At 34.7% G+C, this 24,776-nt stretch carries 26 protein-coding genes and 2 tRNA genes; 16 read left to right on the top strand and 12 right to left on the bottom strand.

The window, feature by feature from the left end:
* Positions 1 to 4: 4 nt before the first annotated feature.
* Positions 5 to 523: a lipocalin family protein gene (locus tag IRZ80_RS03000; RefSeq protein WP_194640071.1), complete on the bottom strand. Its 519-nt coding sequence runs from the start codon at positions 521 to 523 to the stop codon at positions 5 to 7.
* A gap of 447 nt (positions 524 to 970) precedes the next feature.
* Between IRZ80_RS03000 and htpG the strand changes: the two genes are divergently transcribed.
* The 4 genes from htpG to IRZ80_RS02980 all read left to right on the top strand — a co-directional run bounded on the left by htpG (position 971) and on the right by IRZ80_RS02980 (position 6,561).
* Positions 971 to 2,857, top strand: coding sequence for a molecular chaperone HtpG (htpG, locus tag IRZ80_RS02995; protein ID WP_194640070.1), 1,887 nt, complete (start codon positions 971 to 973; stop codon positions 2,855 to 2,857).
* A gap of 341 nt (positions 2,858 to 3,198) precedes the next feature.
* Positions 3,199 to 4,389 (top strand): pYEATS domain-containing protein, encoded by a 1,191-nt coding sequence (locus IRZ80_RS02990; protein ID WP_194640069.1) that lies wholly within the window; start codon positions 3,199 to 3,201, stop codon positions 4,387 to 4,389.
* 183 nt (positions 4,390 to 4,572) lie between these two features.
* Positions 4,573 to 5,385 (top strand): hypothetical protein, encoded by an 813-nt coding sequence (locus IRZ80_RS02985; protein WP_194640068.1) that lies wholly within the window; start codon positions 4,573 to 4,575, stop codon positions 5,383 to 5,385.
* Positions 5,386 to 5,613: 228 nt separating this feature from the next.
* Complete coding sequence (locus tag IRZ80_RS02980) at positions 5,614 to 6,561, top strand: MASE1 domain-containing protein (protein WP_194640067.1); 948 nt, start codon at positions 5,614 to 5,616, stop codon at positions 6,559 to 6,561.
* A gap of 124 nt (positions 6,562 to 6,685) precedes the next feature.
* Here IRZ80_RS02980 and IRZ80_RS02975 read toward each other — a convergent pair.
* From IRZ80_RS02975 to idi, 7 genes are all read right to left on the bottom strand, one after another.
* A tRNA-Thr gene (locus IRZ80_RS02975) sits at positions 6,686 to 6,759 on the bottom strand.
* A 75-nt stretch (positions 6,760 to 6,834) separates the two neighbouring features.
* A tRNA-Thr gene (locus IRZ80_RS02970) sits at positions 6,835 to 6,908 on the bottom strand.
* A 72-nt stretch (positions 6,909 to 6,980) separates the two neighbouring features.
* Positions 6,981 to 7,250: a hypothetical protein gene (locus IRZ80_RS02965; protein WP_194640066.1), complete on the bottom strand. Its 270-nt coding sequence runs from the start codon at positions 7,248 to 7,250 to the stop codon at positions 6,981 to 6,983.
* Positions 7,251 to 7,306: 56 nt separating this feature from the next.
* A complete protein-coding gene (locus tag IRZ80_RS02960; RefSeq protein ID WP_194640065.1) occupies positions 7,307 to 8,275 on the bottom strand; it encodes a type I phosphomannose isomerase catalytic subunit in 969 nt (322 codons plus the stop codon).
* 60 nt (positions 8,276 to 8,335) lie between these two features.
* Positions 8,336 to 8,794 (bottom strand): peroxiredoxin, encoded by a 459-nt coding sequence (locus tag IRZ80_RS02955; RefSeq protein WP_194640064.1) that lies wholly within the window; start codon positions 8,792 to 8,794, stop codon positions 8,336 to 8,338.
* Positions 8,794 to 9,204, bottom strand: a complete 411-nt coding sequence (locus IRZ80_RS02950) for a 6-pyruvoyl trahydropterin synthase family protein (protein WP_194640063.1) — start codon at positions 9,202 to 9,204, stop codon at positions 8,794 to 8,796. Before IRZ80_RS02950 ends, IRZ80_RS02955 begins: the two co-directional genes overlap by 1 nt.
* A 33-nt stretch (positions 9,205 to 9,237) precedes the next feature.
* Complete coding sequence (gene idi / locus IRZ80_RS02945) at positions 9,238 to 9,777, bottom strand: isopentenyl-diphosphate Delta-isomerase (protein ID WP_194640062.1); 540 nt, start codon at positions 9,775 to 9,777, stop codon at positions 9,238 to 9,240.
* A gap of 315 nt (positions 9,778 to 10,092) precedes the next feature.
* On the opposite strand from idi, the gene msrB reads away from it, so the two are divergent.
* The 4 genes from msrB to IRZ80_RS02925 all read left to right on the top strand — a co-directional run bounded on the left by msrB (position 10,093) and on the right by IRZ80_RS02925 (position 12,453).
* The gene (msrB, locus tag IRZ80_RS02940) at positions 10,093 to 10,644 is read left to right on the top strand and encodes a peptide-methionine (R)-S-oxide reductase MsrB (RefSeq protein ID WP_194640061.1); all 552 of its coding nucleotides are present in this window, start codon (positions 10,093 to 10,095) and stop codon (positions 10,642 to 10,644) included.
* A gap of 18 nt (positions 10,645 to 10,662) precedes the next feature.
* The gene (gene msrA, locus IRZ80_RS02935) at positions 10,663 to 11,295 is read left to right on the top strand and encodes a peptide-methionine (S)-S-oxide reductase MsrA (RefSeq protein WP_194640060.1); all 633 of its coding nucleotides are present in this window, start codon (positions 10,663 to 10,665) and stop codon (positions 11,293 to 11,295) included.
* Between the two features lie 70 nt (positions 11,296 to 11,365).
* Complete coding sequence (locus IRZ80_RS02930) at positions 11,366 to 11,902, top strand: MepB family protein (protein WP_194640059.1); 537 nt, start codon at positions 11,366 to 11,368, stop codon at positions 11,900 to 11,902.
* A 65-nt stretch (positions 11,903 to 11,967) separates the two neighbouring features.
* Positions 11,968 to 12,453, top strand: coding sequence for a nuclear transport factor 2 family protein (locus IRZ80_RS02925; protein WP_194640058.1), 486 nt, complete (start codon positions 11,968 to 11,970; stop codon positions 12,451 to 12,453).
* Between the two features lie 24 nt (positions 12,454 to 12,477).
* Here IRZ80_RS02925 and IRZ80_RS02920 read toward each other — a convergent pair whose 3' ends face one another.
* Complete coding sequence (locus tag IRZ80_RS02920; protein ID WP_194640057.1) at positions 12,478 to 14,040, bottom strand: NAD(P)/FAD-dependent oxidoreductase; 1,563 nt, start codon at positions 14,038 to 14,040, stop codon at positions 12,478 to 12,480.
* A gap of 147 nt (positions 14,041 to 14,187) precedes the next feature.
* Between IRZ80_RS02920 and IRZ80_RS02915 the strand changes: the two genes are divergently transcribed.
* Positions 14,188 to 14,424 (top strand): hypothetical protein, encoded by a 237-nt coding sequence (locus tag IRZ80_RS02915; RefSeq protein ID WP_194640056.1) that lies wholly within the window; start codon positions 14,188 to 14,190, stop codon positions 14,422 to 14,424.
* A 94-nt stretch (positions 14,425 to 14,518) separates the two neighbouring features.
* Here IRZ80_RS02915 and recQ read toward each other — a convergent pair whose 3' ends face one another.
* Positions 14,519 to 16,714: a DNA helicase RecQ gene (gene recQ / locus IRZ80_RS02910; RefSeq protein ID WP_194640055.1), complete on the bottom strand. Its 2,196-nt coding sequence runs from the start codon at positions 16,712 to 16,714 to the stop codon at positions 14,519 to 14,521.
* Positions 16,715 to 16,799: 85 nt separating this feature from the next.
* On the opposite strand from recQ, the gene IRZ80_RS02905 reads away from it, so the two are divergent.
* The 6 genes from IRZ80_RS02905 to IRZ80_RS02880 all read left to right on the top strand — a co-directional run bounded on the left by IRZ80_RS02905 (position 16,800) and on the right by IRZ80_RS02880 (position 21,556).
* The gene (locus IRZ80_RS02905; protein WP_194640054.1) at positions 16,800 to 17,765 is read left to right on the top strand and encodes an SIS domain-containing protein; all 966 of its coding nucleotides are present in this window, start codon (positions 16,800 to 16,802) and stop codon (positions 17,763 to 17,765) included.
* Positions 17,765 to 18,580: a twin-arginine translocase subunit TatC gene (tatC, locus tag IRZ80_RS02900; RefSeq protein WP_194640053.1), complete on the top strand. Its 816-nt coding sequence runs from the start codon at positions 17,765 to 17,767 to the stop codon at positions 18,578 to 18,580. Before IRZ80_RS02905 ends, tatC begins: the two co-directional genes overlap by 1 nt.
* Positions 18,573 to 18,923, top strand: coding sequence for a carboxymuconolactone decarboxylase family protein (locus tag IRZ80_RS02895; RefSeq protein ID WP_194640052.1), 351 nt, complete (start codon positions 18,573 to 18,575; stop codon positions 18,921 to 18,923). The genes tatC and IRZ80_RS02895 overlap by 8 nt, the downstream gene beginning before the upstream one ends.
* 135 nt (positions 18,924 to 19,058) lie before the next feature.
* Positions 19,059 to 19,799 carry an LPS export ABC transporter ATP-binding protein gene (gene lptB, locus IRZ80_RS02890; RefSeq protein WP_194640051.1) on the top strand — a complete coding sequence of 247 codons (741 nt, stop codon included), beginning with the start codon at positions 19,059 to 19,061 and terminating at the stop codon, positions 19,797 to 19,799.
* A 97-nt stretch (positions 19,800 to 19,896) separates the two neighbouring features.
* Positions 19,897 to 20,160, top strand: a complete 264-nt coding sequence (locus tag IRZ80_RS02885) for a DUF5808 domain-containing protein (protein WP_194640050.1) — start codon at positions 19,897 to 19,899, stop codon at positions 20,158 to 20,160.
* Between the two features lie 142 nt (positions 20,161 to 20,302).
* Entirely contained in the window at positions 20,303 to 21,556 is a 1,254-nt protein-coding gene (locus IRZ80_RS02880; protein ID WP_228520783.1) for an MFS transporter, read from the top strand.
* Between the two features lie 371 nt (positions 21,557 to 21,927).
* Here the strand turns inward: IRZ80_RS02880 and IRZ80_RS02875 are convergent, their stop codons facing one another.
* Both IRZ80_RS02875 and IRZ80_RS02870 read right to left on the bottom strand, forming a co-directional pair.
* The gene (locus IRZ80_RS02875; protein WP_194640048.1) at positions 21,928 to 22,737 is read right to left on the bottom strand and encodes a glycoside hydrolase family 25 protein; all 810 of its coding nucleotides are present in this window, start codon (positions 22,735 to 22,737) and stop codon (positions 21,928 to 21,930) included.
* 28 nt (positions 22,738 to 22,765) lie between these two features.
* Positions 22,766 to 23,488 (bottom strand): CDP-alcohol phosphatidyltransferase family protein, encoded by a 723-nt coding sequence (locus IRZ80_RS02870; RefSeq protein ID WP_194640047.1) that lies wholly within the window; start codon positions 23,486 to 23,488, stop codon positions 22,766 to 22,768.
* Between the two features lie 228 nt (positions 23,489 to 23,716).
* Here IRZ80_RS02870 and IRZ80_RS02865 point away from each other — a divergent pair, with 228 nt between their 5' ends.
* Complete coding sequence (locus tag IRZ80_RS02865; RefSeq protein WP_410504211.1) at positions 23,717 to 24,751, top strand: PorV/PorQ family protein; 1,035 nt, start codon at positions 23,717 to 23,719, stop codon at positions 24,749 to 24,751.
* The last annotated feature ends 25 nt before the right edge of the window (positions 24,752 to 24,776 follow it).

Here is a 24,776-nt window from a genome sequence, read left to right as displayed (position 1 = left end):
ATATTTAATTAGCTTTTTGAAATAAGTAAACAACATCTGTCGGCTTACTTCCTACGTTTATTTTATCAACCAATTCAAACGAAGTTTCCGATTGATTTCTTACAGCAAGAACAAAACCGGTTTTTACGTTTTTAGATTTCAATCCTTCATCTAATATTTTTAGCACAAATTGTCCTTCCTTATTAATATACCATGTAATTGCCGACGTAAAAGCAGTACAATTTGGACTATTCAAAGTCATTGTTCCTTTATTATTATTAGAAATAAAATGCCAAGTGCTTCCTATAAAACATTTTGAATCGGCAAGATTAAAAGAATTTACTTTAATATAATCAGATCCAGGATAAGTTACACTTACAATCTGCCAATCTCCTTTTATTCCAACTTGAGAAGCCTTATCTAATTTTGTCATTGGAGCATTAGAAACTGGTGCTGGTGCTGCAGGTGCTGTCGGAGCTGTAGATCCAGACTTACAAGCAAAGACCATAATGGCCATAGCGCATATTAAAAGAATTTTTCTCATTTTTTCTCAATTTAAATTAATTTAGCTACAAAGATACATATCAATTTCGTTCAAAATTATTTTTTTATTTATATAATTTGGCTACAATAATTTTCAGAAGGGTGGTATTTTTATAACTGCCTGCTGTTTATTAAAAAAACAATCTGCGGTTAAAATGTTATAAAACAGGAATTTTGACGGATATCTATTTATAAATATCGAAATTATTGGACATGTCCAAATGCAGCTTTTTGAGGCAAAAAAACGCTGCTAAAATGTACTTTTCTTTTCAAAAATCTTCAAAACTGCCTAACAACTGTACTTTAAATCCAATTTATTTACTGTTTCAGGATTGCTTCACCGCAGTTCACAGAACCCACTTACGACAATTTGTCATTATTAGAACAATTGGTATTCTATTTGAAAGTAATTTTCCCGATTGTAAAACCATTAATAAAATATAAAAATATGACAACAGGTAAAATTAATGTTTCGGTTGAAAACATCTTTCCTTTAATCAAGAAATTTCTATACAGTGATCACGAAATTTTCCTGCGTGAATTAATTTCTAACGGAACCGATGCAACTTTAAAATTAAAACATCTAATCAGTATTGGAGAAACTAATGTTGAATATGGTTCACCAATTATTGAAGTTAAAATTGACAAAGAAGGCAAAAAACTTCACATCATCGATCAAGGTTTAGGAATGACTGCCGATGAAGTAGAAAAATACATCAATCAGGTTGCTTTCTCGGGAGCTGAAGAATTTTTAGATAAATACAAAGACTCTGCTAAAGATTCTGGTATTATTGGTCACTTTGGACTTGGTTTTTATTCAGCTTTTATGGTTGCTGAGAAAGTAGAAATCATCACAAAATCATACAAAGACGAACCTGCGGCACACTGGACATGTGACGGAAGTCCGGAATTTACATTAGAACCAGCTGACAAAACGACTAGAGGAACTGAAATCATTTTACATATTGCAGAAGATTCTCTTGAGTTCCTGGAAGAATTTAAAATCTCTGGCTTATTGAGCAAATACAATAAGTTCATGCCTATTCCGATTAAATTTGGAACCAAAAAAGAAACACTTCCAAAACCAGAAGATGCTCCAGAAGATTATACTGCTGAAACTATCGAAGTTGATAATATTGTAAACAATCCAAATCCAGCCTGGACTAAACAGCCGTCTGATTTATCTGATGCTGATTATAAAGATTTCTACCGCGAAATGTATCCAATGCAGTTTGAAGAGCCATTGTTTCATATTCACTTAAACGTAGATTATCCTTTTAACCTGACTGGTATTTTATATTTTCCAAAATTAAGCGGAGATCTTCAGATCCAGAAAGACAAAATTCAATTGTACCAAAACCAAGTATTCGTGACGGATAACGTTGAAGGAATTGTTCCTGAATTCCTTATGATGCTTCGCGGTGTTGTTGATTCGCCGGATATTCCTTTGAATGTTTCACGTTCAGGACTTCAGGCTGATGGTGCAGTTAAGAAAATCTCGAACTACATCACCCGTAAAGTGGCTGATAAATTGAAATCTTTGTTCAACGAAAACAGAGCTGATTTCGAACAAAAATGGAATGATATTAAAATTGTTCTGGAATACGGAATGCTTTCTGAAGATAAATTCTACGAAAAAGCAGGAGCGTTTGTACTTTACCCAACTGTTGATGACACTTATTTTACTCTTGAAGAATTAAAAGAGAAAATCAAAGAGAAACAAACCGATAAAGACGGAAAACTTGTTGTTTTATATGCTGGAAATAAAGAAGCACAGCACTCTTATATTGAAATCGCAAAAGACAAAGGATACGAAGTTTTGTTATTGGATTCACCAATCATTTCACACTTAATCCAAAAAATTGAAGGAGACAATAGCGGTATGCAGTTTGTTCGTGTCGATTCTGATCATATTGATAACTTGATCAAAAAAGAAGAAAACGCTATTTCTAAATTATCTGATGAAGAAAAAGCAAACTTAAAAACGGTTCTTGAAACTATTGTTCCTAAACAAACTTACACTGTACAGCTTGAAGCATTAGACAGTGAAGCAGCTCCATTCATTATCACGCAGCCAGAATTCATGCGTAGAATGAAAGAAATGAGTCAAACTGGCGGCGGCGGAATGTTCGGAATGGGCAACATGCCGGAAATGTACAATTTGGTTGTGAACACTAACTCTGACTTAGCTACAAGTATATTGAATAACTCCGATAAATCGGCTCAGGAAAACTTGGTTAAACAAGCACTTGATTTGGCTAAATTATCTCAAAATTTATTAAAAGGGGAAGCATTAACCGCTTTCGTAAAAAGAAGTTTTGAACTGATAAAATAACTTCATGCACATCACTTAGAAATTAGTGATGAATAGTAATTGACCCTGCAAAGTTAAATTTGCAGGGTTTTTTATTTCATAATCTGTCCGATTTTCAGCAAAAGAGAAACAACAAATAACCATATTATTGAAAAACAGTATTCTACACCTAATTTCGTGTTGCTTTTTTGATTAATTTTAAGAATTACAAAACGATCTTATTTTTCTAAAATACCCCGCATTACTTTTTTATTTTCAAAAGCTCAATTCAAAAATGAAATAGTAAACATATACACGTATTGAAAAGCTTATAAACCAATTTTAATGCTGATTGATTTAAACCTAACTTAAACCTAACAGATATGGCAAGTAACGAAATCAAAAATCAAAACGAAACGGAATTAGAAAAAGAAAAAAAGACAATAAAAGAAGCCGAAACCTCAATCTTACTGACATTGTACATGGGTCTTTTTTTAGGATTAGTCCCTGTAATTGGTTTTCCGGTTACTATTCCAGAAATGGGAGGGAAAATTCTTTTTATTGGAATAATCCTTGGCATAGCCTCTTTTTTAAGTTTTTTTTTCACGGGAACACTCTTCGGTATGCCCAAACGAAACAATGAAAAAGAAAGTGATTATTCTCTAAACAACAGCTTAGTTGAAATTTCAGACTGGTTAACCAAAATAATTGTCGGGCTTGGACTAGTCAATCTAAAAGAGATTCCAGGTTATCTGGTTTCGCTGGGAGAATATGTAAAAACCTCATCCAAATATGACGGTCAGCTTCTAAATATTTACAGCATCGGAATAGTAATTTATTTTGGTTTTTTAGGCTTATACATTGGATACAACTATATGCGCCTCGTTTTATCCAGTAAATACAAATATGCCGATGACAATCTGATTCGGAAAGAACTGGAAATAGCAAATGAAAAAATCAATGAAGTAAAAGAAGAAATACAGCAGAAAGAGATAAAAATAATCCAAAGCCAAAATCTGATACAAGAAAAAGAACAGCTGACAAAATCTTTAATAACTAAAATCAATGAACCATCGATATCAAGTACCGAGTTTGAAACGACAGTCAAAAAAATAACCAGCGCAGATGAAATTAAAAAAGACAGAGCAAACATAAAATCCGAAGTCGACAAAATGATAGATGAAGCCAAATTAAAACTGCACAAAGGCCTAATCCTAAATCATGACGACCCTCAAAAAGGACAATGGAAATCAAAAGCAGTAAACAATGAAAGAGAATTAAAAGCAACTGTTACCGAGGAAAACAAAGGATTATACCATATTAATTTACAGATAGTTTCCACAAATCCTAAAAGTAATCCATTAAAAAATGGTGAATACGTATTATTTGCTCTTCACAATACCTTTGGTAATCTGCCTTTCAAACTCGTGCAAGTCGAAAAACAATCTGCAGAAATTACTTTTTACAGTTATGGTTCTTTTACTGTTGGAGCTTTTGCAGATAATGGCACAACTGAATTGGAACTTGATCTAGCAGAATTACCAGATGTTTCAAGTTATTTTAAAACCCACTAATATTTTTTCGATTTCAATATAGTTTGCAAGTCAAAATCTTACATAAAAATTATCATATCAGCAATTTAACATCCACAGATAAAGCCATAATTTAAAAATTTAACACCTTTCATAATAATTAATTCATATAAAATAATAAATTTGGCTACCCAAATAACAAACTTAACCAAAATCAAAATTTTTATGAGAAACAATACCTTATTATTCTCTGCTTTTGCAGTTACTTTCCTATCATTTATTTCGTGTACTAAAGAAGACTCATTGGCAGCAACAGATAATAGTTCTGTAGTAGCTTCTGCTTCTATTGATTTAGTTAATGAACTAGATATTAAAACAGGAAATCAAATATCATTTGATAAATTAACAACAAAACAAACTGGTAAATCCTTAACTGCTTCATGTGCTGCTGTAACTATGGATCCAGTAACAACCACTTTTCCTAAAACATTTTATGTTGATTTTGGAACTGGATGTACAACAAACGGCATTACAAGAAAAGGAAAATTAAAAGTAACTTTTTCAAATTACATTACTCAGACTGGAAGTACTATGACAATTGAAAGAGTAGACTACTATGTAAACGGAAACAAAGCCGAAGGAAAAATTGAATACAAAAATACAACTGTAAGTCCAAACACCCCGCAATGGACAAGAACCATTACAGGGGGAATATTTACCGATACGAAGGGAGAAGTATATTTAAATTCCGGCACTCATACTATAAAACAAACAGCAGGTGTTTCAACTGCTGTTTTAGATGACAATACCTATGAAATGATAGAAGGAACGCATTCTGTCACCAAACAGAATGGAGCAAAAATTACTTTGACTGTTTTAGAATCATTAGTTAAAAATTACAATTGTGATTATATATCAAAAGGAAAGCTTAAAGTAGAAAGTCTTCTTTTAAACGGTACAATCGACTACGGCAATGGTGACTGTGACAAGAATGCAACCTACACACAAAACGGAATAGTATTTCCTTTTACGATGTAAAAATATTTTAAAAGATTTCACAGAGGCTGTCATGATTTTGAACAGCCTCTTTTTTTGCCCATTTATTCCTATTTTGGTCAAAAAAAAATTACAAACTAATGATAAAAAAAATACTTATCTGCCACAAAATTAAATTTCAAAAAAATTAACAATTAAAATTTAAATACTAAATTTGTTAGACAAATCCTTATTCTTTTCGCACAAGAACAACAACAAAAACAGCTCATTATGTACAAGTTAGATATAAACGATTATTACACTCCATTTTTTTTAAAATCTCAGTTTTTTAAAATTATTTTGGTAGCATTTGTTTTCAATGTACTTGCCTTTTTGAGCTTTAGAATAACTGTTTCCCCAGACAATTTATCGCCAATTTTCCCAGATGTTGGATTTGCGCTTGCTGCTGTATTAATTATAGGACGCAAAGCTATAGCTGGAGTTTGGGCAGGGTCATTTGTTGCGAATATATTTTCATTTTGGGATGTCTGCAAAATGCTGGACAAATCATTACTCGAAATTATACTCTCATCAGCATCTGTAGCGACAGGAGTAGTAATTGGAGTAGCTATTAGTGCTTACTTAATTAATTTAATCAACAAAGGCGAATATCCTTTAAAAACAGGATTTTCAGTTATAGCCTTTTTAGGAGTCAGTATTTTATATTGCGGCATCTGTTCTTTATTATGTGTTTCAGCTATTTCGTTTTGGGAATTGAGTACCCCAAACCATTTCATTTCCAATTGGACAACTCTATGGAAAGGTGATTTAATCGGTACAATACTCATAACCCCATTTTTAATATCCTGGTTCTATCGTCATCACATAAAAATTATTTCGACATCACTTTTAGAAGCAATATCATTAGGATTAGCAACAATATTAGTCTGTGTACTAATTGCTTTTGACCATTCAAGTGATCAATACCTATTCATTATAATACTATTGTGGGCTACATTTCGCTTTAGAATTAGAGGAGTATCAATCTTAGCCTCAATGTTTGCTCTTTTATCGTCAATATATGGATACCTAGGCTATGGTTCATTTGTAGTAGTCAACTCCGAAGATTCACTGATCAACATTAATCCTTTTTTTGGATTAACAACAGTTATCGCCTTAATATTATCAGGATACTATTCTGATTATTTACATCATAAACTAGAGACCTCAAAAAGCTAACTAATTGAAATCCTTTTAAACCTGATCCCCTTTTTATCTTCAGATTATCCAATCTTTTGATTTAAAACTGATCCATGTCAAAAACAAAAAACCACCTAACAGAAGTTAGATGGTTTTCATTAAGAGCCGATAGAGGGACTCGAACCCACGACCTGCTGATTACAAATCAGCTGCTCTAGCCAGCTGAGCTACATCGGCCTATTCAATATGCTTTTTTTTGTAATGCGAAAATTTAAATAAAAAACCATCTATTTTTAACTAGATGGTTTTTTGAGCCGATAGAGGGACTCGAACCCACGACCTGCTGATTACAAATCAGCTGCTCTAGCCAGCTGAGCTACATCGGCCTCGTTACGGGTGCAAAGATAAGCCTGAATTTCGTTTTTCCAAAAAAAAATCAAACTTTTTTGCCCTTTTTTTTACTGCAATTCGTTGATTTTAGCAATCAATTGATTAGCAGTTTGTTCCAATTCTACATTTATTTGTTTGAAGTGTGCTTTTTTGTTTTCAACATTTTTAGCATTCACTTTAGTGATTAAACTGTCAAAAGCAACAATAGCCTCGTCAATCAATGCATTCGTTTCATCTGTTGGTTTTCCTGTTGTAGAAATTTCGAACAAGTAAACTGCCTCAATAATATCACCTAAAACGTAGTTGATGTCTTTCTTTAAATTCTTAACGTTTGCCATTTTATTTTTTATTTAATTTGCGTCTGCAAAAGTACACATAATCTTTCTATTACGAACTATGAAATATAAATTTCTAAAATTGAAGCTTTTCCCTTCAAATTATAATCCTTCATCGCTGCTGGAATAAGAATTGTGTCTCCTTTTTTATATTGATATGCCACACCTTCATAATCAATTTCAAACGAACCTTCTGCGCACATATATACAACAAAAGAAGCCCCAGAATTAACTACATTCTTTTCATTTTCCAGCGGAATAAAATTAGTTGTAAAGTAAGGGCAGTCAACTACTGTATTCGATATATTTACTTCTTTGGCATATTCTTTATAAGTATCGACTTTTTTATAATTAATAGCATCCAAAGCCAAATCAACGTGAAGTTCTCGGGTATTTCCCTGAGCATCTTTCCTGTCAAAATCATATAAACGATAAGTGATATCCGAGGTCTGCTGTATTTCGGCTATGACCAGACCTGCTCCAATAGCGTGAACCGTCCCTGTCTCTAAGAAAAAAACATCTCCTGGTTTTGCTTTTACAGTATCTAATATATCAATCAGTGTTTTATCATTGAGATGATCCATATATTCCTTGGCGCTGGAATCACTCTTAAATCCAACAATGATTCTGGCATCAGTATCAGCCTGCATAACGTACCACATTTCTGTTTTACCAAAAGAATTGTGACGTTTTTTTGCTAATTCATCATTAGGATGCACCTGAATAGAAAGATCTTCACGGGCATCCAAATATTTGAAAAGTAATGGAAATTGTTTTCCAAATCTTTCATGAACAGCAGTTCCCAGAATTTCATTTGGATATTCATTGATTAATTCGGTCAATAATTTCCCTTTATAATCACCATTTGCAACAACACTAATATCACCTTCCACTGTAGACAGTTCCCAGCTTTCTCCAGTAATACTAGATGTAATTGGCTTATTCAGAATAGTTTTTAACTTTTCGCCTCCCCAGATTCTTTCTTTAAGAATGGCTTCAAACTGTAATGGATAAATTTTTGAACTCATATTTTTTTATTTACAAATTTCTATACTTTTACTTTCAAAAGGTAATATTATTTTGTCCTTTTATAATTGTATTTCTTTGATTGCATCAAGTGCTTTTGGGATATGATCTTTTGCTTTCATGCTATCAAAAACCATAATTATTGTACCAGTTTTATCAGCAACATAAGTAACTCTGCCAGGTATTAAACCAAACAAATTAGAAGGCACTCCAAAAAGGGTTCTAATTTTCTTGTCAGCATCTGATAAAAGAATAAAAGGCAGTTTGAACTGACTGCTGAATTTTTGATGTGAAGCCACACTGTCACCGCTGATTCCTATTACCTCAGCGCCAAGATCTTTGAAATCTTCATATTGATCTCTAAAACTGCAGGCTTGAGCTGTACAGCCCGGCGTATTGTCTTTTGGATAAAAATAGATAACCAAAGGCTTTTTACCAATTAAGTCAAGACTATCAAAATCGTTCCCATCCGTGTCTTTTACTGTGAAATTTGGAATTTTATCCCCTGCTTTCAGTCCCATTATTCTCCTTTATAAGTTACAAAATTACGGGGCGTTTCATAAAGAACCACTTCCAAATCAAGTTCAAGTTTTATTCTTTTTCGTATTTTATTCCAAATCACTACTACTATATTTTCAGCAGTAGGATTCAAATCTTGAAATTCGGGCACGTCCAGATTCAGATTTTTATGATCCATTTGATTCTCGACTTCTTCCTTAATAATATCCGTCAGGAATTTCACATCCATGACATAACCCGTTTCCTGATCAATCTCTCCGGTAACACTCACTATTAATTCGTAGTTGTGTCCGTGAAAATTAGGATTATTGCATTTGCCAAAAACAGCATCGTTTTGTTCAAAAGTCCAATCTTTTCGATACAGACGATGAGCAGCATTAAAATGGGCTTTTCTGGATATGGTTACTCTCATGTAGGTTTAAGAATTTAATTTCGGCAAAATAGATTAGTTCCTGTTTTCTAACGAATGGTCTTCTAAAAAATGATAGAATTCTTCAAAAATGATTTTAAACCAAACAGTATAAACTTCTGGATTCAAAAGCATATCGCTTTGTATATCTTCAATTTTCATCCATTTCCAGTCTTCTACTTCTTCAGTATTTATCATAGGTTCGCCGTCATAATAACCAATCATTACATGATCGAGTTCATGTTCTGTCAAACCATTATCAAAAGGTGCTTTATAAATAAAATGAAAAAGCTCTTTCAATTCGGTATTAAAACCCATTTCCTCATACAATCTGCGGTTACCGGCCTGAATATTGGTTTCACCTTCCCGCTGATGACTGCAGCAGGTATTGGTCCACAACAAAGGAGAATGATACTTTTGATGAGCTCTTTGCTGCAGCATGATTTCATTTTTATTATTTAAAATAAAAACTGAAAAAGCACGGTGCAGAATAGCTTTTTCATGCGCCTCCAATTTTGGCATTAAGCCAATCTGCTCATCCAATTCATTTACTAATATTACTTTTTCTTCTTCCATATTCTGTATTGATGAAACAAAAGTACAAAAAAGATACCTTTATAAAGGCCTAAAGATTCTTTTGTATTTTGCAGAAATTATTATCGTCATGGTCATTAGCTTCTTCAAAACAAAAATCTAAGTGTTAATTTTCTGCATATTTCATATCCCTTTTTTTCTGTACTGTATCCGGTAACTACTCTTTTTAAAACCAAGAAACCATTTTTAACGTATATCAAAATAGTTAAAAATTATATAAATAGAATCAAATTGTAAAATAACCGACATTTCTATTGCCGCTCTTCCATTACATTTGATATATAAAAAATCGCCGTTATGAAAACAAAATCTTTTTTTTGCATTTTACTGTTTCTTCCCCTGTTTATTTTTGAAGCTTGCGGACAGAATAAAGAAGTGAAAAATTCGGAAATGACATCCGTTGAAACCAATTCAAGCAAAGCTAAAAATCCCTATTATTCGCATACCGATACTACAAAACTGAATTTAACAGATGCCGAATGGAAAAAAATTCTGCCGGAAGACGTTTATTTAGTTTCCCGCAAAGCAGATACTGAAAGACCTTTTACAGGCAAATATTGGAATACCGATGTAAAAGGAACTTATTACTGCGCAGCCTGCGGTAATACACTTTTTCGATCTGGAGCAAAATTTTCGAGCAGCTGCGGATGGCCAAGTTTTTTTGAACAGGAAAACAAAAAAAGCATTGTATTTAGAGAAGATAATTCTATCGGCATGGAACGAATAGAAGCCCTCTGTGGCAGATGCGGCGGACATCTTGGCCATTTATTTGATGACGGGCCAGCTCCAACCGGCAAAAGATACTGCATGAATTCCATTGCACTTGATTTTGTACCAGATGCTAAATAAAATTTAAAAACGATTCTCATGAAAACGAAAACATTAATTTTACTCTGTTTATTATTTACCGGAATATTATTTTCCCAAAACAATACTAAAACTAAAAAAATGACACAATCTAATTTTGAAACTATAACTCTTGGTGGCGGCTGTTACTGGTGCGTAGAAGCTGTTTATGAAAATCTGAAAGGTGTAAAAACAGTCGTTTCCGGATTCTCCGGAGGGAAAATCACAAACCCAAGCTATGAAGAAGTCTGTTCGGGAACGACAGGTCATGCCGAAGTTGTTCAGATTACTTTTGACAAAAATGTGACCAGTCTTGATGAGATTTTCAAAGTATTTTTTACCGTTCATGATCCTACAACCCTTAACAGACAAGGTGCTGACAGAGGAACGCAGTACAGATCTGTTATTTTTTATAATGATGAAGAACAAAAAAATGAAGCACAGTCCATTATTGCTGAGTTAAACAAAGCAAAGGTTTATCAAAATCCAATTGTGACTACGATAGAGCCTTTTACTAAATTTTACAAAGCCGAAGATTATCACCAAAACTATTATGCCAATAACAAAAATCAGCCTTATTGTCAAATGGTTATTCAGCCAAAAATTGAAAAATTTGAGAAAGTCTTTAAAGACAAGCTGAAAACCAAAAAGTAATTTCAAACTCCTCAAAGCCGAAATCCATTTTCGGCTTTATTATTTATCAAAACATCAAATTCATTTTCAAATGATTACACAAAAGTCTTGGACCGCATCAGAAAGTATACCCGAAGATTTAATTTTAATCAAAGAAAGACTTTTTGACAATTATGATTTCGAAATCACGCAGCCTATTCTTGAAGCAGAAAGCACTGAATATGGAGCCTGCCGTTTTGTTCTAAATAATTTAAATATTCTATTCCGAACTGCTAAAATCACACCTGCTAAAACCGGGCAGTTTGTTACGCTCTGGAAAAGAATAAATCAGGAGCCAATTCAGCCTTTTGACACTGCCGATCCAATCGATTTCTTCTTTATCAGCGTCCGTAAAGACAATGATTTCGGACTGTTTATTTTTCCTAAATCAGTTTTGATAACCAAAGAAATTGTTTCGGATAAAAAAGAAGGAAAACGTGCCATTCGTGTTTATCCGCCTTGGGATATTACAACCAGTAAACAGGCACAAAAAACGCAGAAATGGCAATTGGATTATTTCTTAGAATTACCAGATTCCCAAACAATAGATGTAAACCGAATTGAATCACTATTTTTTATAAAACACTAAAAAACAGCTTTTAACAAAACTAAATATTCTTTTCCTATCTTTATAAAGTCATTAATCTAAAAAACATGAATAAAAATATATACAGATACCAAAGCTTTTTCTTCTCATTTCTATTTATTCTAAGCCTAAATCTAACTTTGGCTCAGGAAAAAAAAGTAGCACCGACTTCACAGGAGCTGTACAACGAAATTGCTTCAATGGATACACAACTTTTTGATGCATTTAACGCCAAAGACATGGCAAAATTCAAACCTTTATTTACCGAAGATCTGGAATGGTATCAAGACAATGGAGGCCTAATTTCCTACGAAACTGTTTTTTCAAATTTTGAAAAAATGTTTAAAAACGAAAACAAACTCATCCGAAGTTTAGTCAAAGGCAGTCTCGAAGTACATCCCATAAAGGATTTTGGAGCTATTGAAACTGCCACACATCAATTTCGCCACATGGAAAACGGAAAAGAAGAAATAGGCACTTTTAAATTTCTTGCTATTTGGAAAAAAGTTGGCAGTCAATGGAAAATTTCAAGAATGGTAAGTTATGATCATTGACTCCATTCCTCTGCTATATAAAAATTATTTTTGCAAAACCTCAGCAATTTTCAAAGCACATTTTTCACCGTCAATCGCGGCAGAAATAATACCTCCAGCATAACCTGCTCCTTCGCCGCAAGGATAGAGTCCTTTTATCTGCAAATGTTCGTATGAAATTGGGTCTCTCGGGATGCGGACTGGAGATGAAGTTCTGCTTTCCGGCGCATGTAAAATCGCTTCATTGGTTAAATAACCTCTCATTGATTTTCCGAACTCAGTAAAACCTTCACGCAGAATCTGTGATAAAAATCCTGGGAAAACCTGTCCCATTTCCACCGAAGTGGTTCCTGGAACGTAAGACGTTTTAGGAATATTGGCAGAAACTTTATTTTGTATAAAATCGGCCATTCGCTGTGCCGGAACTTTTTGGGTTTCTCCAGCTAAATACCAAGCTTTTTGCTCAATGCTTTTTTGAAATTCCATTCCTGCCAAAGCTCCGAATTTTGCAAAAGGCTTAAAATCTTCCAATTTCAATTCGATTACAATTCCAGAATTGGCCGTTGACTGATCTCTTTTGGACGGTGACCAGCCATTGGTAACTACTTCGCCTGGACTTGTGGCACAAGGTGCGATTACTCCTCCCGGACACATACAAAACGAATACATTCCGCGACCATTCACCTGTTTCACTATAGAATAAGGTGCTGGAGGCAAATGTTCACCTCGATAATCGCAGCTGTACTGAATGCTGTCAATCAATGACTGTGGATGTTCGGCTCTTACCCCTAATGCAAATGGTTTAGCCTCAATTAATACTTTCTTTTTATCCAGCAGTTCAAAAATATCACGGGCAGAATGTCCTGTCGCCAGAATCAATTTATTAGCTAAAATTGTATCGCCTCTTTGAGTTACAATTCCCTGTACTTGATTATTTTTTATCAAAATATCAGTCAAACGGGTTTCGAATAAAACCTGTCCGCCGCATTCGATAATTTTTTCACGGATATCCTGTATAATCTGCGGTAATTTATTGGTTCCAATATGCGGATGAGCATCTACCAATATATCTCCCGTGGCACCAAAAGCGACCAGTAATTCTAATATTCTATTGACATCTCCACGCTTTTTAGAACGAGTATATAATTTCCCATCCGAATAAGTTCCTGCTCCGCCTTCACCAAAACAGTAATTAGAATCTTCATCGACAATATGATCTCTATTGATTGCCTTCAAATCGCGTCGGCGTCCGCGAACGTCTTTTCCGCGTTCGATAACAATTGGTTTCAGACCTAACTCAATTAACTGCAAAGCAGCAAAAAGACCTGCCGGTCCTGCTCCAACTACAATAACTTCCTTCGCATTGGAAACATTTTTATAATCCGGTAATTCTATTTTGTTTTCCTGAAATAATTCCCCTTTTAAATAAATCGAAACTTTCAAATTGATTTTAATCGCTTTCTGACGTGCGTCAATAGAGCGTTTCAAAATGGCAACATGCTGTATTTCATTTGTCGGAACTTTAATCTGTTTCGATAAATAATCTTTTAGTAGCAAATCATTTGCAGCTATTTCTGGAGTTACCTGAAGTAAAAGTTCTCTTGGCATTGTATTGTATTTATTCAATTAGCTTTTCTTGCTATGAAAAGAAGATGCAAAAATACTATTTTGGAACTGAAATTAATTATTTAATCTAAAATCGATTTCAAAATGACTTTGTACCTTTGTTACTTTGAAACCTTGCACTTAAAAATAATGTCCAGAAAAATAAAACTAATATGGGATTTTCGGGGTCCAGCTTCGGCAAAAACAGCTGAACATCACGAAATCCACTTAAAAGAATATATCATTATCGAAAAATTACCGATAAACATCACCGGATTTGAGATTTTAAATGAAATGTATGCAACCGCTTTTATGGTTGTAACCGAAGAAAATATGATTCAGGTAAGAGATGCATTGAAACCGCATCGCGGTGAGGTTTATGAGTAATCAGATAAAAGAACGCAGACTTCAGTTTACATAAAAAATCCCATTTCTATGAAACGGGATATTTTTCTAAAATCTGCCTGCTGAAAACTGCAGACTAATTTGCTACTTCGCTAATGAATTTTATACGCATCAGGCGCAATTCATCTATATCGTAGTCTCCATCAAATTCTTTAAGTGCTTTCTCGATGCTGTCTGATTCTGATTCCATAAAGTAGTCATGGATTTCTTCCTGCTGATCGTCATCAAGCATTTCGTCCAGCCAGTATTTGATGTTTAATTTAGTTCCTGAATAAACAATTTGTTCCATTTCTTTGATCAGATCATCCATTTTTAGTCCTTTTGCGGAAGCGATATCAGTCAAGGACAACTTTCTGTCGATATTTTGAATAATGTATAATTTATTGACAGAATTGACTCCGGTAGATTTTACTACCAAATCATCGGGACGAATAATGTCGTTTTCTTCTACATAACGGCTTATCAATTCGATGAATTCTTTACCATATTTTTTAGCTTTTCCTTCGCCAACACCATGAATGTTCACCAATTCTGATTGAGAAATTGGATATTTCAAAGCCATATCTTCGAGGGAAGGATCCTGAAAAACCACAAATGGAGGAACTCCTAATTTTTTAGCTACTTTTTTACGCAGTTCTCGCAGCATCGACATCAACAATTCATCGGCAGTTCCAGATGATTTTGAGGCCGTTACTATAGCTTCATCATCAGCCTCGCTGTATTCATGGTCTTCCGACATCATGAAAGATTCCGGATTTTTCATAAAGGCCAGGCCTTCTTTGGTTATCTCTATTATACCGTAACTTTCAATATCTTTTTTCAATAATCCTGCCACAAGAACCTGCCGTAATAATGCCATCCAAAATTTCTCGTCATGTTTTGATCCCGACCCAAAAAAGGATTGAGAATCTGTTTTATGAGCATTGATAACCGCATTTACACGGCCTATCAGCGTAAATACAATTTCTTTTGACTTGTAAATATGTTTGGTTTTTTTGACAACTTCCAATAGTTTAAGCACTTCATCTTTGGCTTCCACTTTTGTTTTTGGATTGCGGACATTATCATCCATATCAGCTCCTTCACCGGTTTCGCTGTCAAATTCTTCTCCGAAGTAATGCAGTAAGAATTTACGTCTTGACATTGAAGTTTCGGCATAAGCTACTACTTCATGTAGCAAAGCAAATCCTATTTCCTGTTCTGCAACTGGTTTTCCAGACAGGAATTTCTCTAATTTTTCAACGTCTTTATATGAATAATAAGCAAGACAGTGACCTTCACCTCCATCACGGCCAGCTCTTCCTGTTTCCTGATAGTAACTTTCCAAAGATTTTGGAATATCGTGATGAATCACAAAACGCACATCTGGCTTATCGATTCCCATCCCAAATGCGATAGTTGCAACAACAACCTCTACATCTTCCATCAAAAACATATCCTGATGTTTGGCGCGTGTTTTAGCGTCAAGTCCTGCATGATATGGAACGGCGCTTATTCCGTTTACCTGTAACACTTCGGCAATTGATTCTACTTTTTTACGGCTCAAACAGTAAATAATTCCCGATTTTCCTTTGTGCTGTTTTATAAACCGAATAATATCCGATTCAATATTTTTGGTTTTGGTACGAACTTCATAAAACAGATTGGCTCTGTTAAATGATGCCTTAAAAGTTTTTGCATTTGCCATCTCCAGATTTTTCAAGATATCTTCCTGTACTTTTGGAGTAGCCGTAGCTGTAAGACCAATAATAGGAACTTCACCTAACTGCTTGATAATATTTTTTAGATTGCGGTATTCTGGTCTAAAGTCGTGTCCCCACTCTGAAATACAGTGTGCTTCATCAATAGCTACAAATGAAATAGGAACAGTCTGAAGAAACGCAACATACTCCTCTTTGGTCAAAGATTCTGGAGCGACATATAACAGCTTTGTTATCCCCGCACTAATATCGGATTTAACTTGTGCGATTTCAGTTTTTGTAAGTGAAGAATTTAAAACATGGGCAATCCCATTTTCAGAAGAAAGGCTTCGGATAGCATCTACCTGATTCTTCATTAATGCTATCAAAGGAGAAACAACAATAGCTGTTCCTTCCTGAATTAAAGCGGGTAATTGATAGCAGAGTGATTTCCCTCCTCCTGTCGGCATAATCACAAATGTATTCTGCTTATTGAGCAGACTTTTAATAACATTTTCCTGCAGGCCTTTGAACTTGCTAAAGCCAAAATACTTCTTTAATTCTTTGTCTATGTCAATTTCGTTTGAATTCATTCTTTAATATGTGGTATTTTATATAAATTTGCGGCACATAAAGATACAACTTTCTTTCACACTTACAAATTTTAAATTATCTGTTTTGATTACAAAAGAAAACATACTGGCTAACGCCAAGAAAACAATTGAATCAGAAAGCCAGTCTATAGCCAAATTAATTGACTTCATTGACGATACTTTTGCGGAAGCGGTACAGTGTATCTACAATTCCAAAGGACGATTAATAGTAACAGGAATTGGCAAAAGTGCCATTATTGCTCAAAAAATGACAGCGTCATTCAACTCAACCGGCACTCCATCATTATTTTTACATGCTTCTGAAGCCATACACGGCGATTTAGGAATGCTGCAAGAAGACGATGTTATTATCTGTATATCCAAAAGCGGTAACAGTCCAGAAATCAAAGCACTAGTTCCTCTTTTGACCCGTTTTGGGAATAAACTCATTGGCATGACCGGAAATATGACTTCCTTTTTGGCCAAAGGTTCTCATTATGTTTTAAATACTACTGTTGACAGAGAAGCCTGCCCTTTGAATCTGGCACCAACTAACAGTACAACTGCACAATTAGTTATGGGAGATGCCATAGTTGTCTGTTTAATGGAAATGAGAGATTTCAAAGCAGAAGATTTCGCTGTATATCATCCTGGCGGTGCTTTAGGAAAAAAATTACTGCTTCGCGTAAAAGACATGCTGGAACACACTTTAAAACCCGAAGTGACTCCCGATACCTCAATTAAAAAAGCAATTTTCGAAATTTCAGAAAAACGCCTTGGTGTAACCGCTGTAGTAGAAAACAACAAAGTAGTAGGAATAATTACCGACGGAGATATCCGAAGAATGTTAAATGACCGCGACACAATTGCCGAATTAACAGCAAAAGACATTATGAGCAAAAACCCAAAAACAATAAAATCGACAGATATGGTTGTAGATGCTTTTAATTTAATGGAAGATTTCTCTATTACTCAATTAATAGTAGTAGATAATGGAGAGTACAAAGGCGTATTGCATTTACACGATATTTTAAAAGAAGGAATTGTATAATGGCAAAAAAAAATCTAGGCGAAATGTCTTTTTTAGACCATCTTGAAGAATTAAGATGGCTGTTAGTCAGAAGTACAACTGCTGTAATTATCATGGCTTTTGTAACTTATTTCATAAGCGATTACTTGTTTGACACCATTATATTTGGACCAACAAGACCGACGTTTTTTACTTATCGCTATTTCTGTGAATTATCTCATTCATTGGGGTTTGCAGAAGGACTTTGTATAACCGAAATGCCTTTTATCATTCAGAATACAGAAATGGAAGGTCAGGTTAATATTTTCGTATGGATGTGTATTCTGGCAGGTTTCATTTTAAGTTTCCCATATATTTTATGGGAGATCTGGAAATTTATCAGTCCTGCTTTGTATGAAAAAGAAAAGAAAAACGCTCGGGTATTTATATTCACCTCTTCCCTGCTTTTCTTTATGGGTGTGATATTTGGTTATTATGTAGTAATTCCAATGTCTGTTAATTTTGTGGCCACATTTACAATCAGTGATGTTGTCAAAAATCAATTTACGCTTGACTCCTATATTGGCATGGTAAAAACCAGCATACTGGCCAGCGGATTATTCTTTGAACTTCCTATAATTATTTATTTCCTGACAAAATTAGATCTGGTAACCCCTGAATTTTTAAGAAAGTACTGGAAATATGCCGTTGTAATAATCTTGATTGTTGCCGCAATTGTAACACCGCCGGATGTGGTAAGCCAGACAATTGTTGCCATTCCGATGCTCCTTATTTATGAAGTAAGTATCTTGATATCAAAAATTGTAGTATTAAATAAAAAGAAAGCAAATGTCTGATATTGTACAAGAATTTAACGACTACCGTTCTAAAATGAACGAAAAATTATTGGCAGACAATAATAAAATAGTAAAGCGTATTTTTAATCTTGACACCAATGCTTACGCTCCCGGAGCCTTAGATGTAAAAACCAAAGAACTGCTCGGACTAGTTGCCTCGGCTGTTTTACGCTGTGATGACTGCGTAAAATACCATTTGGAAACCAGCTATAAAGAAGGTGTTACCAAAGAGGAAATGATGGAAGCTATGGGGATTGCAACGCTAGTAGGCGGCACAATTGTAGTACCGCATTTGCGCAGAGCTTACGAATTTTGGGAAGCACTGGAAGAGCAGGGCAATTAAAAAATAGTCAATTAGATAATTTTACAAAATATTAATTTGTTTATCCGATTGATTAATTTTACTTATTTTGTCTCTTTAGGACAACAATTATTATATTATTCAGGTAATTTCAATTGACACATTATCCAATTAAAAATGAAGCTAAGAGCAGAAAATTTAATAAAAACCTACAAAGGCAGAAGCGTTGTAAAAGGTATTTCGGTAGAAGTAAACCAAGGTGAAATTGTTGGCCTTTTGGGACCAAACGGTGCCGGGAAAACGACTTCTTTTTATATGATCGTAGGCTTGGTAAAACCCAACTCTGGGAATATTTACCTGAATGATCTAAACATTACCGATTATCCAATGTATAAAAGAGCTCAGCAGGGAATTGGTTACTTGGCACAGGAAGCTTCTGTTTTTAGAAAATTAAGTATCGAAGATAATATTTTAAGCGTACTGCAGCTGACTAAACTTTCTAAAGAAGAGCAGATAGCCAAAATGGAAAGTTTAATTGCTGAGTTCAGTCTGGAACACATTCGTACCAACCGCGGGGATCTGCTTTCAGGAGGAGAACGCCGCCGAACCGAAATTGCCCGATGTCTGGCCACTGATCCAAAATTCATCTTACTTGATGAACCTTTTGCTGGTGTAGATCCGGTTGCTGTGGAAGATATTCAAAGAATTGTCGCCCAGCTGAAAAACAAGAACATCGGAATCTTAATCACCGATCACAACGTACAGGAAACACTAGCCATTACCGACAAAACCTATCTAATGTTTGAAGGGGGAATTCTAAAAGCAGGTGTTCCAGAAGAACTAGTTGAAGACGAAATGGTGCGCCGCGTATATCTAGGCCAAAACTTTGAATTAAGAAAAAAGAAGCTGGAATTTTAATAATCAGCGGTCAGTTTTTGAACAGTCTGTTCCTTAAACATCATTAAACCACTGATTTTCATTCATATCATCTTATTTTCACTAAACAAATATTGGCATGATTTCAAATACAAAAAAGGACGATTGGAGAGATAATGACCCCGATAAAGAAACATCAGACAGATGGAGAAATGATCCAAATAACTGGAAATGGAAAGGTCTTTTCTACTACAACAAAGAAGACGAACGCCTTTTTGTTCCAAAAAAAACAGAATGGAAAGGAACTGCCTTGAATTTTGCCAATAAAAAATCAAAATGGGTCTCTCTTTTATTTTTACTGTTCTTTTCAACTGTCCTATTTTTTATTCTAAACAGACTTTAATTCGGCATCCTGCTGATTTTCCAGAGTAAAAAACATTATCCGTTCGATTTCTTATACTTTAATGCCTAGCAATGATTAACATTTCTTCTCTTTTGGATTCATACATTATCGCTTTTATACTGACGCTGCTATGATTGCAAAATTGAGTGAAAAAAAATCCTATCCATGGATAGTAGTTGGCTTATTATGGTTTGTAGCATTGTTAAATTATCTGGACAGGCAGATGCTTTCTACTATGAAACCCGCAATGATGCTTGACATTCCAGAGTTAGCAAAAGCCGAAAACTTTGGTCTGCTGATGGCTGTTTTCCTTTGGATTTATGCTTTAATGAGTCCTGTTTCCGGCATTATAGCCGACAGAATCAATAGAAAAAAAATGATTGTCTGCAGTCTTTTTATCTGGTCTGGAGTGACAATGACAATGGGATATGCCACAACTTTTAACCAAATATATGTTTTGCGTGCCATTATGGGCTTCAGTGAAGCCTTTTATATTCCGGCCGCATTATCATTGATTGCCGATTATCATCAGGAAAACACCCGCTCTTTTGCCATAGGCATTCACACTACCGGAATTTATCTGGGGCAGGCACTCGGCGGATTTGGAACAACTATTTCCAATAAATTTTCCTGGCAGTTTACCTTTCATTCTGTAGGACTTATTGGCATTATCTATAGTTTTCTATTGATTTTTATTATTAAAGAAAAGAAAACCTACACTTTTGACGCCTCCCAAAAATTAACGATAGGCATGGAATTAAAACAAATGTTCAGAGGTTTGAGTATTTTGTTTGGAAACATATCCTTTTGGGTTTTGCTTTTTTATTTTTCAGCGCCAAGCCTTCCGGGATGGGCGGCCAAAAACTGGTTACCCACCTTGTTTTCCGAAAAACTGCATCTGGATATGTCTATTGCAGGCCCAATTGCAACAGTCAGCATAGCGATGTCTTCATTTGTAGGCGTTCTGCTTGGCGGATTTGTTTCTGACAGATGGGTAATCCGAAATCTTAAAGGAAGAATCTACACTAGCACGATAGGTTTAGCCCTTACAATTCCAGCCCTTTTTTTATTAGGCAAATGTGAGAGCATCGAAGCTATTATAGCCGGCGGCATGCTTTTTGGTCTTGGATTTGGAATTTTTGACACTAATAACATGCCTATTCTCTGCCAATTTGTTTCGCCTCGTTATCGCGCCACAGGATACGGCATCATGAACTTTGTCGGGATTTCTGCCGGAGCGGTTATTACTGAATTTTTGGGGAAAGCTGCAGACAAAGGCGGTATGGAACAAATATTCATTCTGCTGCTCTTTGTAGTGTTGATCGCCATCGTTTTACAGCTGGTCAGCTTACACCCAAAAACGATAAACATGACCGAAGAAAAACAGCAAAGCTAAAATTTTACCAATATTCATTATTACATTACTATCCTTAACTAATACCAAACAAATCGAATTAGTGACAGATTAAAAAGATTTACACAGATTTTTTTAAAAAATAGTAATGAAATCTATAAGAATCTGTGTAATCAGTGGCGAAAAAACACATGGTATTATTTGCGGACAGTCATATATTATTATATCCAATAGCCAAACTCATTTATAGGCAATGGCTACCCCTTGAATGAAGCTCTTTATAAAAAATCCTATTAGGAATACTCTCTTTTAAAATTGTTTTATTTTTTGATAATGGTTTAAAAAAACATTCAATTTTCCTTCAGCTGAAGCTAAATGTTTTTGCAAATTTCAGGCCTTTTTCACATAAAAAATCATTCTACGGTTATATACTGCAGCTGTTCCAAATCGCCATTATAAATGTTAACATCAACAGTACGGTCAATTCCAGGCACTTTGGCTTTCTCTGTAAACTGCCAAAAGAGCCAATCATCTTCGATTTCTTCGCGATAAAAATTGTAATTGGCTATCCAAAACAAATAATCGCTAAATTCTTCTTTCAAAAAATCATCATAATATTTTTCTCCAGTGTAAATAATCGGACGTACGCCATAATGCTGTTCTACAGCACTTAGCCAGCGCTTTAATCCAATTTTCAGCCGTTCAAGAGACTGTTCTTTTGGCAGCTTTTCGATATCCAAAACCGGAGGAAGATCACCTTTCCTGAGTTTTACTGTTTTTATAAAAAGTGAAGCTTGTTCAAGAGAATTTTCATTTGGACGGTAATAATGATAAGCACCGCGTATCATTTTATTTTTTTTCGCTCCAAGCCAGTTCCTTTCAAATTGACGGTCTACTCTGTCATTTCCGACAGTTGCACGTATAAAAACGTAGCGTAATGGATATTTCTCTTCAATAGTATCTACATAAGACCAACGGATTTTTCCCTGATATTCTGAAACATCAATTCCTACTGTTTTTCCATCATTTTTTTCTAAGACCCTAAGATTTCTTGCCTCAGAAAAAACATCTACCTCACTTTTATAACGCGGTCTAAAGCCCAGATAATTTGCCAGCCCAGAACGGTAATGATATGCTGTTGAAAAAATAATAAGAACAACTATCCCAATAAAAAAGAAATCAATCCACTTTCCTTTTTTCTTTTTTGATTTACGCCTTGGCATAGCACTGCTGTTTTTTTATCTAAAAAAATTACTTCTTTTGAAACTTGTTATTAATCACTGATAGTAAAACGTAGAAAACAATAACTAATGTAACTCCTAAATATTGCAGAAACAGTAACAATAAAACAGAAACTGCCAAGAAAACAATCTGAAGTGCATTATCCCTGAAATTAAACTTTTTTATTTTTAAAGAAAACAAAGGAATCTCGGCATTTAAAATATAGGCACTAAACAGTGATATTAATAATAAAAACCATTTCTCCGTAAAAATTTCAAGTACCATCAATGAATCAGCTGCATAATACTCTTTAACCAATGAAAGGCTCAATATGAAAAGGGCATTTGCCGGAGTTGGCAGTCCTATAAATGAATCCGTCTGACGCGTGTCAATATTGAATTTTGCCAAACGCATACACGATCCCAAAGTAATAATAAAACCTAAATAAGGAAAAAACTGCAGCCATCCTTCATTCATATAAGCTGAACTGCTCTGCATCATTTTGAACATTACAAACCCAGGAACAACACCGCTTGTAACCATGTCAGCAAGAGAATCCAGCTGCAGTCCTAATGGACCGGAAACTTTGAACAGACGGGCAAAAAAGCCATCAAAAAAATCCAGAAAAATTCCGAGGCAGACAAAAAAGAACGCCATCTCAAACTGATCCCTGCTTACAAATACTACAGCGATACAACCGCAAAAAAGATTCAGTAAAGTAATTGTATTTGGAATGTGTTTTTTGATATTCATAGTGATTAAAATTGAATTATAAGCTTGGCAAATTTAATACAATATGTGAAAGCTCACCTTGTTTTTAGTGATTGATTTCAGACTGTTTTGTACAAAAATTATTAATTAATTGAATTGAAGCAGTTACATCATCAAAAAACTTTATTTTTGGAAAATAATTAAAATGGTTTTAAACCGACAAATTAAGATCCGTTGAAAAAAATACAGCTTTTTTTACTCCTATTCATAATAAATAGCAGCTATTCCCAAACCGTTCGAAAATACTCGAATGAGTTTATGAATATTGGTGTGGATGCTAAAGCTCTAGGAATGTCAAATGCCGTTACTGCCTCTACATCCGATGTTAATTCCTGTTATTGGAATCCTGCCGGACTAATACATCTTGAAGACAATCAAATCTCTTTAATGCATTCTAATTATTTCGCTAATATTGCCAAATATGATTATGCTGCTTATGCCAGTCCCATTGACGACCGCAGTGCCTGGGGAATTTCGTTAATACGTTTTGGAGTTGATGATATTATGAACACCACCGATTTAATTGACAATGAAGGCAATATTGACTATAACCGAATTTCGCTTTTTTCTACTGCAGATTATGGCTTTACATTTTCCTATGCTGTAAAACTTCCGGTTCCGGGATTTCAATATGGAGTAAATGCTAAAATTATCCGGCGAATAATTGGAGATTTTGCGACTTCATGGGGATTTGGATTTGACTTTGGTCTTCAGTTTGAAAAAAATGACTGGCAATTTGGATTAATGCTTCGGGATATTACCACTACTTACAATATCTGGAATATCAATGAGGAAGCTTACCAGAAAATAGCCGATGCCATTCCCGGCCAAAATCAAGAAATGCCTGAAAGTACTGAAATAACACTTCCTAAAGCGCAGTTAGGCGTCGCCAAAAAAATTATTTTTCATGAAGATTACAGCCTTTTGACCACCGCAAATATGAATATGCAGTTCACTCAGACCAATGATATAATTTCAAGTTCTCTTGTAAGTATTGATCCTGCTGTAGGTTTAGAATTTGGATATACTGATCTTGCCTTTTTAAGAGCGGGTGTTGGGAATTTCCAGCAGGTAACACAATTAGACAATGGCAAAAAAATAGGATTTCAGCCCAATATCGGTTTGGGATTTAAATACAAAGGAATTGCCATCGATTATGCATTAACCTCATTAGGGAACCAAAGTACTGCATTGTACTCAAATGTTTTTTCATTAAAAATTGATTTATCTCTTTTTAGAAACTAACTTTGATTATTTTAAAAACTCACCT

It is taken from the genome of Flavobacterium sp. HJJ (genome assembly GCF_015351475.1).
Classification (GTDB): domain Bacteria; phylum Bacteroidota; class Bacteroidia; order Flavobacteriales; family Flavobacteriaceae; genus Flavobacterium; species Flavobacterium marginilacus.
Note: the sequence above shows the minus strand (reverse complement) of the source record. Positions and strands in the feature narration are given on the sequence as shown.

Coding starts and splice junctions, on each gene's coding strand:
- htpG (WP_194640070.1), top strand. CDS start 971: ATGACAACAGGTAAAATTAATGTTTCGGTTGAAAACATCTTTCCTTTA.
- idi (WP_194640062.1), bottom strand. CDS start 9,777: ATGGAAGAAGAAAAAGTAATATTAGTAAATGAATTGGATGAGCAGATT.
- msrA (WP_194640060.1), top strand. CDS start 10,663: ATGAAAACGAAAACATTAATTTTACTCTGTTTATTATTTACCGGAATA.
- IRZ80_RS02870 (WP_194640047.1), bottom strand. CDS start 23,488: ATGAATATCAAAAAACACATTCCAAATACAATTACTTTACTGAATCTT.
- IRZ80_RS02875 (WP_194640048.1), bottom strand. CDS start 22,737: ATGCCAAGGCGTAAATCAAAAAAGAAAAAAGGAAAGTGGATTGATTTC.
- msrB (WP_194640061.1), top strand. CDS start 10,093: ATGAAAACAAAATCTTTTTTTTGCATTTTACTGTTTCTTCCCCTGTTT.
- IRZ80_RS02885 (WP_194640050.1), top strand. CDS start 19,897: ATGATTTCAAATACAAAAAAGGACGATTGGAGAGATAATGACCCCGAT.
- IRZ80_RS02980 (WP_194640067.1), top strand. CDS start 5,614: ATGTACAAGTTAGATATAAACGATTATTACACTCCATTTTTTTTAAAA.
- recQ (WP_194640055.1), bottom strand. CDS start 16,714: ATGAATTCAAACGAAATTGACATAGACAAAGAATTAAAGAAGTATTTT.
- IRZ80_RS02990 (WP_194640069.1), top strand. CDS start 3,199: ATGGCAAGTAACGAAATCAAAAATCAAAACGAAACGGAATTAGAAAAA.
- IRZ80_RS02985 (WP_194640068.1), top strand. CDS start 4,573: ATGAGAAACAATACCTTATTATTCTCTGCTTTTGCAGTTACTTTCCTA.
- IRZ80_RS02955 (WP_194640064.1), bottom strand. CDS start 8,794: ATGGGACTGAAAGCAGGGGATAAAATTCCAAATTTCACAGTAAAAGAC.
- IRZ80_RS02965 (WP_194640066.1), bottom strand. CDS start 7,250: ATGGCAAACGTTAAGAATTTAAAGAAAGACATCAACTACGTTTTAGGT.
- IRZ80_RS02895 (WP_194640052.1), top strand. CDS start 18,573: ATGTCTGATATTGTACAAGAATTTAACGACTACCGTTCTAAAATGAAC.
- IRZ80_RS02960 (WP_194640065.1), bottom strand. CDS start 8,275: ATGAGTTCAAAAATTTATCCATTACAGTTTGAAGCCATTCTTAAAGAA.
- IRZ80_RS02925 (WP_194640058.1), top strand. CDS start 11,968: ATGAATAAAAATATATACAGATACCAAAGCTTTTTCTTCTCATTTCTA.
- tatC (WP_194640053.1), top strand. CDS start 17,765: ATGGCAAAAAAAAATCTAGGCGAAATGTCTTTTTTAGACCATCTTGAA.
- IRZ80_RS02915 (WP_194640056.1), top strand. CDS start 14,188: ATGTCCAGAAAAATAAAACTAATATGGGATTTTCGGGGTCCAGCTTCG.
- lptB (WP_194640051.1), top strand. CDS start 19,059: ATGAAGCTAAGAGCAGAAAATTTAATAAAAACCTACAAAGGCAGAAGC.
- IRZ80_RS02930 (WP_194640059.1), top strand. CDS start 11,366: ATGATTACACAAAAGTCTTGGACCGCATCAGAAAGTATACCCGAAGAT.
- IRZ80_RS02920 (WP_194640057.1), bottom strand. CDS start 14,040: ATGCCAAGAGAACTTTTACTTCAGGTAACTCCAGAAATAGCTGCAAAT.
- IRZ80_RS02950 (WP_194640063.1), bottom strand. CDS start 9,204: ATGAGAGTAACCATATCCAGAAAAGCCCATTTTAATGCTGCTCATCGT.
- IRZ80_RS03000 (WP_194640071.1), bottom strand. CDS start 523: ATGAGAAAAATTCTTTTAATATGCGCTATGGCCATTATGGTCTTTGCT.